Annotated in this window: 11 protein-coding genes; 1 reads left to right on the forward strand and 10 read right to left on the reverse strand. The window is 67.4% G+C overall.

Translation table 11 applies throughout. The annotated features are described in order from the left end of the window. The first annotated feature begins 24 nt into the window (after positions 1–24). On the forward strand, positions 25–726 hold the full coding sequence (locus ABD53_RS10020) for a rhomboid family intramembrane serine protease (RefSeq protein WP_053057912.1): 702 nt from the start codon (positions 25–27) through the stop codon (positions 724–726). Here ABD53_RS10020 and ABD53_RS10025 read toward each other — a convergent pair. The 10 genes from ABD53_RS10025 to ABD53_RS10070 all read right to left on the reverse strand — a co-directional run. Next, positions 723–1,580: a metal ABC transporter permease gene (locus tag ABD53_RS10025; protein WP_047865620.1), complete on the reverse strand. Its 858-nt coding sequence runs from the start codon at positions 1,578–1,580 to the stop codon at positions 723–725. The two genes, ABD53_RS10020 and ABD53_RS10025, sit on opposite strands and share 4 nt — an antisense overlap. Then, positions 1,573–1,818, reverse strand: a complete 246-nt coding sequence (locus tag ABD53_RS10030) for a hypothetical protein (protein WP_152670719.1) — start codon at positions 1,816–1,818, stop codon at positions 1,573–1,575. The genes ABD53_RS10025 and ABD53_RS10030 overlap by 8 nt, the downstream gene beginning before the upstream one ends. Then, the gene (locus tag ABD53_RS10035; RefSeq protein WP_047865622.1) at positions 1,811–2,587 is read right to left on the reverse strand and encodes a metal ABC transporter ATP-binding protein; all 777 of its coding nucleotides are present in this window, start codon (positions 2,585–2,587) and stop codon (positions 1,811–1,813) included. Before ABD53_RS10035 ends, ABD53_RS10030 begins: the two co-directional genes overlap by 8 nt. Further along, a complete protein-coding gene (locus ABD53_RS10040) occupies positions 2,587–3,567 on the reverse strand; it encodes a metal ABC transporter substrate-binding protein (RefSeq protein WP_047865623.1) in 981 nt (326 codons plus the stop codon). The genes ABD53_RS10035 and ABD53_RS10040 overlap by 1 nt, the downstream gene beginning before the upstream one ends. 140 nt (positions 3,568–3,707) lie before the next feature. Further along, positions 3,708–4,109: a Fur family transcriptional regulator gene (locus ABD53_RS10045; protein WP_053057914.1), complete on the reverse strand. Its 402-nt coding sequence runs from the start codon at positions 4,107–4,109 to the stop codon at positions 3,708–3,710. Positions 4,110–4,233: 124 nt separating this feature from the next. Further along, a complete protein-coding gene (locus ABD53_RS10050) occupies positions 4,234–4,926 on the reverse strand; it encodes an MBL fold metallo-hydrolase (protein ID WP_047865670.1) in 693 nt (230 codons plus the stop codon). Between the two features lie 122 nt (positions 4,927–5,048). Beyond that, complete coding sequence (lgt, locus tag ABD53_RS10055; protein ID WP_047865625.1) at positions 5,049–5,894, reverse strand: prolipoprotein diacylglyceryl transferase; 846 nt, start codon at positions 5,892–5,894, stop codon at positions 5,049–5,051. An 85-nt stretch (positions 5,895–5,979) separates the two neighbouring features. Continuing rightward, on the reverse strand, positions 5,980–7,977 hold the full coding sequence (mrdA, locus tag ABD53_RS10060) for a penicillin-binding protein 2 (RefSeq protein WP_152670720.1): 1,998 nt from the start codon (positions 7,975–7,977) through the stop codon (positions 5,980–5,982). Between the two features lie 35 nt (positions 7,978–8,012). Further along, positions 8,013–8,768, reverse strand: a complete 756-nt coding sequence (locus tag ABD53_RS17705) for a class E sortase (RefSeq protein ID WP_053057916.1) — start codon at positions 8,766–8,768, stop codon at positions 8,013–8,015. 182 nt (positions 8,769–8,950) lie between these two features. Further along, a partial coding sequence (locus tag ABD53_RS10070; RefSeq protein ID WP_152670721.1) for a CPBP family intramembrane glutamic endopeptidase occupies positions 8,951–9,373 on the reverse strand: 423 nt, incomplete at its 5' end.

The raw sequence follows: 9,373 nt of genomic DNA on the forward strand, positions 1-9,373 counted from the left end.
CGCTAAAACTAACGAGATCCTAGCTTGAGCGGCCTCCAGCGCCTGCCGGTAACGTTCTCGCTCATAGCGGCGTCTGTCGCCGTATTTCTGGGCGCGGCGCTGCTCTCCGGTTCCAGCTGGGCCTCGGCCCTGGCCCTACAGCCCGCGGGGGTGATACAGGGCGGTGGTCTGGTCCCGGCCAACGTCGCCGGGGGTGATCTGTGGCGCCTCTTCACGAGCATGTTCCTGCACGCGGGGCTCATACACGTCGCGGTAAACATGCTGGCTCTGTACTTTCTGGGTTCCTTCGCCGAGCAGACGTTCGGGGCGGGGCGGTTCATGGCGCTGTATGTGGTAAGCGGGATAGCCGGGGGGGTAGCCTACCTGTACTTCGGTGACTTCACCACGCCGGCGGTCGGGGCCTCTGGTGCCATCTTCGGCATCCTCGGCGGCGTCCTGGGGTTTGCGATCCGGCGCGGAACCTTCTCGATGGGCAACCCGGTTATAAGGCAACTGGTCCTCATCGCGGCGATAAACCTGTTTATCGGGGCCTCGATACCGAACGTCTCGAACACGGCCCATATCGGCGGGCTCGTGGGCGGCTTCTTTTTCGGGGCCCTGATCGCCAACAGCCTCTACTCGCAGAAGCGGGGCGCAATAGCCGCTCCACTGCTGCTGACGCTGGGCCTGGAGGTCGTCCTGATCGCGCTGTGGATGTTTAGCGCAACGGGCGCGGCCGGGCTCTAGCTCTCCCCGGCGGAGCTTGCGGCGGGAGCCTTTCGCGGCAGCCCGGTAACGGCGAACGCCACCAGGAATATCGCGGTGGCGACGAGGATTATGGCCGCGCCGGAGGCGACGTCGAGGTAGTAGGAGAGGTAGATCCCGAGCCCGGCCGCGACCACTCCTATCCCGGCGCTGGCCGCGATCATGTACGAGAAACGGGGTGAGAAGAGGTACGCCGTGGCAGCGGGCGTGACCAGCATGGCGACGACCATCACTATGCCGACGGCCTGTATCGCGGTGACGATGGTCGCTCCTAGCAGGGCCAGCAGCAGGTAGTCGAGCGCCCCGGCGCGTAGCCCGGAGGCGGCGGCGACCGTCGGGTCGAAGGCGGCGAAGACCAGCTGGCGGTAGAAGACTGCGAGCAGGGCCAGCACCACCACCCCGAGCAAGCCTATCGCCGCGAGGTCGGCCCCGGTTATGGAGAGCACGTCGCCGAAGAGGTAACCGAAGAGGTCGGTCGTGTAGTTCTCAACCCGGCTGACGATCAGGATGCCGAGCGCGAACGTGCCCGAGAACAGCACGCCTATCGCGGTATCCGAGGTAACGCGGCCCTGGCGTGTGATCGCACCTATCCCGAACGCGGTCGCCAGCGCGAAGACGAACGCCCCGAGATAGATGTTCAGCCCGAGCACGAACGCTATCGCGACGCCGCCGAAGCTGGCGTGGGCCAGAGCGTCCCCGATAAACGCAAGCCCCTTCAACACGACGAAGCTCCCGAGGATGCCGCAGATCACGGCCACCAGCACCGACGCCGCGAGCCCGCGCTGCATGAACCCGAACTGTAAGGGCTCGAAGAGGGCTTCCAACAGACTACCCATCGTCGCGCTCCTCTGGGGCGGACTCGTCCGGCGGGTTCAAACGCACCCTTATCTCCGGGTCTGCCGGCCGGGCGGCCCGGCTGGCGTAGCGGACGTACTGTACGATCCTCCTCTCCTGCTCGGTGAGTGGCTCGCCGAGCAGCTCCTTCTCCAGCGCGGCGTCGAGCCTGCGGCGCATCCCTTCCGGGTCCACGTCGGGGCTACGTCGCGAATCCGACGAGCCTCCCGCGCTAGCCAACCTCTCCTCCCCTTTCTACCGCGACGGTGCGGCCGTCCACGTCGAGCATCATCAGGTGGCTCTGGTACGCCTCGTTCAGCAGCTCCTTGGTAAAGACCTCGGCGGGCTTTCCGAGGGCGACGGCGCGGCGGTTCAGGAGCAGCGCCAGATCGAACCTCTCGGCCACGCAGGAGAGGTCGTGGGTGGTAACCACTATCGTCTTACCGGCGGCCTGTAGCCGGTGGAGGAGGTCGAAGATCTCGTGCTGCGTCGGCGCGTCCACGCCGGAGACGGGTTCGTCCAGCAGCAGTATCTCGGCCTCCTGGGCCAGAGCCCGGGCCAGAAACACCCGCTGCTGCTGGCCGCCGGAGAGCTCCCGGATGCGGGTCCCGGAATGATGGCCCATGCCCACGGTCTGTAGCGCCTCGCGGGCCAGCCGCCGGTCCCGTTCGTCGGGGCGTCTCAGGAGCTTTAGCGAGGGCACCCGGCCCATGAGCACGACGTCGAGCGTGCTCAGGGGGAAGTTCCAGTTCACCTCCTCGCGCTGGGGCACGTAGCCGATCCGCCGTCTGGAGAGGCGGTCCAGCTTCCCGCCCAGCACCTCGACCTTCCCGCCGCCGGGGCGCACGAGGCCGAGCAGCGCCTTGACCAGGGTGCTCTTGCCGCCGCCGTTCGGCCCGACCACCCCGAGCATGGCCCCGCGCGGCAGCGAGAAGGTGACCTCTTCGAGCGCCCGGCGGCCGCCGTAGGCGACGGAGAGCCGCTCGACCTGAAATGCGGGCGGGCCCACTATCCCAGAGCCTCGACGATGCGGTCTATGTTGGTGCGCATCATCCTCTCGTAGCTGCCGCCCGCCGCTTCTCCCGACTCTCCCGAGTCCCCCCACAGGGTATCCGAGTACAGCTCGGCCACCTCCACCCCGGCCTCGGCGGCGATGGTGTCCGCGAGCCCGGAATTGAACTGTGGCTCGGTGAATATGGCCTCCACCTCCTCACTCTCGACGGTGCGCACGATCCGGGCCACCTCCCGGCTGCCGGGCTCGGCGGAGGGATTCTGGATCACGACCCCCGCGAGCTCGAACCCGTAGGCTTCGGCGAAGTACGGGAACGCGTCGTGGGAGGTGACGAGCTTGCGGTCCTCCTCCGGGATCTCCCGCGCCCGCCGCTCGATGTAGCCGTCAAGCTCCTCGAGCTCGGCCAGGTACCTTTCGGCGTTGCGGCGGTACGCCTGCTCGCCCTCGGGGTCCGCCTCGATCAAACCGTCCCGGATACCCTCCACGTAGTGCTCGGCGTGCTCCACGTCGAGCCAGAAGTGCGGGTTGCCCTCGGCGTGTGCGTGGCCGGCCTCTGACTCTCCGGTACCTTCCTCCTCGCCGTGTTCCCCGCCCTCTATGGGCTCCAGCCCTTCGGAGAGCTCGGCGACGGGCTTATCCTCGCCCCCGGCGCTCTCGATGAGATCCCGCAGCCAGCTCTCCAGCCCGGCCCCGTTCTCCACCACGAGGTCGGCCTCGGAGATCTTCCGCGCGTCCGAGGGGCTCGGCTGGAAGGTCTCGACCGAGGCCCCGACCGGAACCACGGTCGAGACCTCTACCCGCTCCCCCCCTACCTCCCGCGTCATGTCCCCGAGCACGCTGAAAGTGGCGGCCACCCGCACCTCGCCTCCGTCCCCGGCATCTCCGTCGTCGCCGGCGCCGGCCGAGCCGCAACCCGCCACGGCCAACGCGAGAGATCCGGCCACGGCGGCCACTGTAAGTGCTCTGGTACGTCTCATCCGCTCCCGCCTCTGCTTCTCCTACTCTCTCTGCTGCTTCTGTTTCCCGGACGCTCCGTCACGGCCCCGTTCACGCACCGAACTGAAAAATTTTTTCACCCCGGCACAAATTTTTTGGCCCTGCCGCCTGTCCGGCTCCGCTAACCACAATCCGCGCACTTCCCGTACACCTCGAGACTGTGGGCCGTCACCCGGAACTCGGGGCTGGTGCGGGAGATCACGCCCTGATCCAGCGGGCAGTCCTCGAACTCGGAGATCAGACCACAGGACTCGCACACGAGGTGATGGTGGTGGCGCTCGGCCATCTCGTAGCGGGGCCTGCCGCCGAGTTCCATCCGGCGGACCAACCCGAGCTCCGAGAGGAGATCCAGGGTCCGGTACACCGTCACCAGCCCGACCTCCGGGCAGCGGGCCCGGATCTCATCCAGACTCTGGTGCTGCTCCTCGCACAGCGCCCCGACCACCGACATCCGCTGCGGCGTCGCCTGGTGACCGGCCCCGCGCAACTTCCCCTCTACCCGCTCCCGGACAACATCACCCAACGTCAAACTCTCCCGCAACGTCTTCGTTATTGAAAAAATTTTTCAACTAAGCGTCTAGTGTAGCAGGTCTTAAGATCTTTACCCGGAGGGTCACGAGGCCGGGTACGGGCTTGCCTGGCGAGGTCTAGCGGGTGAGACGCCGGAGCTGGGCTTCCGCGTCCTCGGTGACCGCGCCGCCGTGGTAGCAGACGATATTCTGCACGTCCAGCTCGGCGAGCTTCTGGACGGACTGCCAGGCTGTGTCCATGTCGGGGGTGGCCCGGGGATTGGGGTCGTTGAGCTTGCCGCTCTCGGAGGTCAGGGCGTCACCTGCTATGAGCGTCCGGGTGCGCTCCAGGTACAGGCTCACGTGGCCGGGCGTATGGCCGGGGGTGTGGATCACCAGCACGCCGCCGGCGAGGTCCAGGCGGTCCTCGTCCCGGAGCGGGGCGTGTATCCGGGGCGGCTGCCAGCCCTCGTACGCCTCCCGCATTTGGGGCATCTGCTCTAGCGCCTCCGGGGTTAGCTTGATCGGGGTCAGGCTGCCGTCTATGTAGGGGGCGTCCTCGTCGTGGGCCAGCACCTGTGCCCCGCTATCCCGGGCCAGGGCGGAGCAGGAGCCCACGTGATCCAGGTCCTGGTGGGTCAGGACGATGCGCCCGAGGTCGGCCGTCCGCACGCCGGCCTCCGAGAGGGAGGACCCGATCTCGCCCTCCTGCCCCGGTAGCCCCGTATCCACCAAGACGGGACCGGCCGACTCGTCCAGGATGAGGCTCGGGTGTAGCTCGTCCGAGCCCATCGGCAGGGTGAGGACGTGCAGGTTATCGTCGAGTCTCACGTTCAACCTCCGGTACGTAGGGTAGGTAGTAGATATTCGTCTCTGCCAGAGCATTCGCCAGAATATAGTACACCTCTAGTGCATCTCTGAGTGCTCTCGATCAGGCTCAACCGGGTTCGGGACTAGGGTTGGCCCGGTTTATTCCGGGTGCGGTCCGGGCGGGAGTGCCGGAGGAAGAATATGAGGGCGAAGGTTACTGCCAGCAGGGCGCTCACCAGGAGGTTTCCCCGGAAGGAGCCCCCGATAATGAACGCCGGGTCTATGCGCAGCAGCTCCATGAACGAGCGGCCCAGGGAGTAGAGGCTGACGTAGAGCAGGATCACGTCCCCGTTCTTTAGCCGGTCGGCGAAGCGGCGTGCGACCCACAGCAAAAACAGCGCCACCAGTAGGTTCCAGATGGACTCGTACAAGAACGTCGGGTGGAAGGTGGCGGCATCCTCGTAGCCCTGAGGACGGTTCTCGGGGGCTATGCGGATCGCCCACGGCAGGTTCGAGGGCAGGCCGAAAAGCTCTTGGTTGAAGTAGTTACCCCAGCGGCCGATTGCCTGGGCCAGGATCAGGCCCGGAGCCGCCGCGTCGGCGAACGCCAGGGGTCCGATCTCCCGGAAGTAGGAGAACAGCAAAAGCCCGAGAAACCCTCCGATAACGGCCCCGTAGATCCCGAGCCCCCCGTTCCACACCGCGAAGACGCCGGGAAACGGGTCGCCGGCGTAGAGCTCGTAGTCGGTGACGACGTGGTAGATCCTGGCCCCGATAAAGCCCGGCGGGACCGTGAAGAACAGCGCGTCCACCGCAAGCGCCCCGTCGTAGCCCTTGCGCTCTAGCTCCCGGCTCGTGAGCCAGGTCCCAACCACGATGGCGAGCCCGATCATCAGCCCGTAGTAGCGCAGGGAGAACGGCCCGGCCTCGAAAAGCACCGGCGACGGCGGGCTCGGGATAGTGAGCAAGGTTATAGCCTCTTGCAGCATCTGACCTCTCTAGGGATCATGTCCAACCGCAGCAGAATAACGGCCCGCGCCCGCACCCGCACGGCGCCCGGGGAGCCGCCTCTTTCTACCCTCCGGAGCCCCCGGGCGCGTGGTACGCCTCTAGCACCTCGCGGACGGCGGGCGCGGCCACGGAGTCGCCGCCGGCGCCCTCGATCATCGTAACCAAGACGACGGGGTCCTCCTGGTCCCCGGCCCAGCCCGCAAACCAGCCTATCGAGTTCTCCTCGCCGTCGCCGCTCTGGGCGGTGCCGGTCTTGCCGACCACGTCCAGCGGGCTATCCTCGAATACCCGGGCGGAGGTGCCGCCGGGCTCGGTCACGCCCCCGAGCCCCTCCAGCGTCGCCGCGAGGTCTCTCTCCGGCACCTCTACCTCCCGGCTCTCGGAGTCGTCCGAGAGGTCCTCCACCGCCTCGCCGTCTCTCTGTCCCCCTTTTTCTCTCTTCGTGGCCTCCAGGGCGAGGTGGGGCTCGACGAGGGTGCCGCCGTTCTGGAGCGCGGAGTACGCGACGGCGAGCTGTATCGGGGTGACCAGCACGTCGCCCTGCCCGATGGCCACGTTCACCCAGCGTCCCACGCCCCAGTAGCGGTCCTCCGGGGTGGCTCCGTTCTCCCGCTGCCACCGGCTCGTGGGGACGCGACCAGCCGCCTCGCCCGGGAGGTCCACGCCGGTGCGGTTCCCGAAACCGAAACGCTCGTAGTAGTTCGGCAGCAGGTTCTCGTCGGAGGCCGACCGCCACAGCCAGTCGGCGACCTGGTAGAAATACTTGTCGTTTGAGTCGGCGATGGCTTCTGCGTAGTCCTGGGTGCCGTGGTCCGTCCCGGTGTCGTTGAACTGCCGCCAGCTCTGCCAGCAGCCGGTCTCCGCGCCTTTCGGCCTCCAGCACGAGCCGTCGTCGGTGAACGTCGTCGAGGGGGTTATGGCGTCGTAGAGGAGCCCGGCCAGCCCGGTAAAGGGCTTGAAAGTCGAGGCCGCCGGGTGCGCGCCGGCGGCGGCCCGGTTGGTAAACGGGGAGTTCGCCCCCTCCGAAACCAGGCCCTCGTACTCGCCAAGCTCCTCGGCCCCGGAGACGCCGCCGACGAAGAGCTGGGGATCGAAATCGGGGTGGCTCGCCAGCGCGAGCACCTCCCCGTTCTCGGGGTCCAGGGCGACCGAGGCGCCGCCGGTGGTGTCGTAGCCTTCCTCGAGGCCGCTCTCGACGGCGCGGGAAAGCTCCTCCTCGACGATCCGCTGCAGTCCGAGGTCGAGGCTGAGGCGCAGGTCCCGGCCGGGCTCCGGCGTCTCGACGGCCGACTCGGCCTCGATCCTGGCGCGCTCCTGGTCGCTGGCGACCCGCTGCTCGTCGTCCACGATACGGCCCTGGGCGTCCACGCTGTAGCGTCTCAGGCCAGGCTCCCCGCGCAAAAGCTCCTCGTACACCAGCTCGAGGCCGCTCTTGCCGACTATCGCGTCGCCCGAGAGCTCTCCGTCGCTGGCCTTGAGCTCCTCCTGGGAGACGGTCCCGGTGTAGCCGAGGGCGTGGGCGGCGGTCGGACCGAGCGGGTATTCGCGGACGTAGTCGTCCTCCACGGAGACGCCCGGGAACTCCTCGGTGCGCTCGCTTATGTAGGTCACGGCCTCGCTCGTGGCGTTCTCCCGGACCAGGATCGGGCTGAAGGGATCGCCCGAGTTCTTGGCCGTAAGGTAGCGGTCGGTCACCTTCCCTGGGTCCGCCCCGAGTATCCGGGCGAGCTTTCGCAGCTTCTCTTGCTCTATCTCATCCGGCACGACGGTAACGTTGAGACCGGCCACGTTGTTCACGAGCACCTCGCCGTCGCGGTCGCGGATCACGCCCCGCTGCGCCGGTATCTGGACCTCGCGGGTGTAGGTCTGCTGCGCGGAGAGCGAGTAGTCCTCGCCGGAGAGCACCTGGAGCTGCCAAAGCCGGGCGACGAGCACCACGAAAAAGAGCCCGGCCAGCACGGCAAGCAGGATCACGCGCAACTGCATCCGGCTCCGGTTTATCGGGACACCGGGCCGCGAACGTCCCGCCCCGCCTGCTCTGCCACCCGGCTTTTCAGGCACCGTGTATCCGTCCCGCGGAGCCCGGCGGCATCCGGCTAGGCTACCTTCTCGGCCTGGACGATCAGACGCTGGGTATAGTTCGGCAGGGTGCAAGTCTGGAGGGTGAGGATGTTACGTCCGGGCACGGGCTCGGTGACGCTCGTGTTGGTTGGCCGCACGACCTCCTGACGGTAGACGCGATAGGTGTACTTTTTACCGGCCGCGTCGGTCAGGTAGATCTTGTCCCCCTTGCCGAGCTTGTCCAGGCGGTAGAAACCGAGAAAGCTGTCGGTGCCGGGAAAGCCGATCCTGTGCCCCGCGAGGTAGACGTTGGCCTCCTCCTGCCACGGATGGCCGGTGCCTTCTAGGTGTACGGCGACGTTCTTCTTGAGCGCCGGCTCGTCGTCTCCGGCGGTGTTGGGTACCCGGTCGTTCTCCACGCGGCCCATCTCCGGGATACTCACTTCTAACGTCTTGTTCTCCGGCCCGGAGGTCCCGGAAGTCTCCTTCCTGGAGCCCTCTGCGGAATTCGCCGGAGACTCCGGCGCGACATCTCCGGCACCCGAGGACGCAACGCCCCGATCCGATCTCTTTTCAGGCCCATCACCGGAGCCGCTATTAGAGCCCTTGCCCGATCCTTTATCCCCGGCCTCGGCTGTGTTGGAGACCTGGTTTACCTGCGAAGAGCCCTCTTCGAGGGTCGGGGAGGGGACCCAGAACTGCGGCACGAATAGCGAGGCCGCCAGGGCGACGCCCGCCAGTAGCAGGGCGATGCTCAGTACGTTCAGCGCCGTGTTCAGGTAGCGCGACAAGGATCCCTCCTACCACCCCGGCGCTGGGCCGGGAGGCCGTGTAGAGGCCGGATGATCTAACCTGGATTCCCGCGCATTATATCGGATACGCCCGCCGGATACGCCCGGAGCGCAGGGCCCGCAGGCTCCGCCGCCGCGCGCTGCCCATTCTTATGCAACCTCGTGCGCGGTCTCACGCAATCTCACGCGGCCTCGCGTCCCTTGACATGCCCCCGGCTCCGCTTCCAGAGCGCGAAGGTTGCGGCGTTGTGCAGCGTGTGGGCCACGACGGGCGCGAGGAGGCCGCCGGTAACCCAGAAGAGCCAGCCAAAGAGCAGTCCCGCCAGCAACGCCCAACCCGTCCACAGGAGATAGCGCCGGTCCGGGCCCACGTGGAGCGCCCCGAAGGCGACGGCCGCGACCACCAGCCCGAACTCCGGCTGTACAGCCCCGCGGAACAGGGCCTCCTCGCCCACACCGGAGAACAACGAGACCAGCATGAGATCCCTCACGCTCGCCCCGTCCACGACCGTCGGCGCAAGCTCCCCGGCGAGACGCCGGATCGTCGGGCTCAGACGGTACGCCAGGACCCCCACCGAGAAGGTGAGACCGGCGGCCCCGCCAGG

The sequence above is a fragment of the Rubrobacter aplysinae genome, assembly GCF_001029505.1.
In the GTDB taxonomy this organism is placed as follows: Bacteria; Actinomycetota; Rubrobacteria; order Rubrobacterales; family Rubrobacteraceae; genus Rubrobacter_A; species Rubrobacter_A aplysinae.

Bases quoted from the DNA above. Each gene is read 5' to 3' on its own strand.
- ABD53_RS10025 (WP_047865620.1), bottom strand. From the start codon at position 1,580: ATGGGTAGTCTGTTGGAAGCCCTCTTCGAGCCCTTACAGTTCGGGTTC.
- ABD53_RS10040 (WP_047865623.1), bottom strand. From the start codon at position 3,567: ATGAGACGTACCAGAGCACTTACAGTGGCCGCCGTGGCCGGATCTCTC.
- lgt (WP_047865625.1), bottom strand. From the start codon at position 5,894: ATGCTGCAAGAGGCTATAACCTTGCTCACTATCCCGAGCCCGCCGTCG.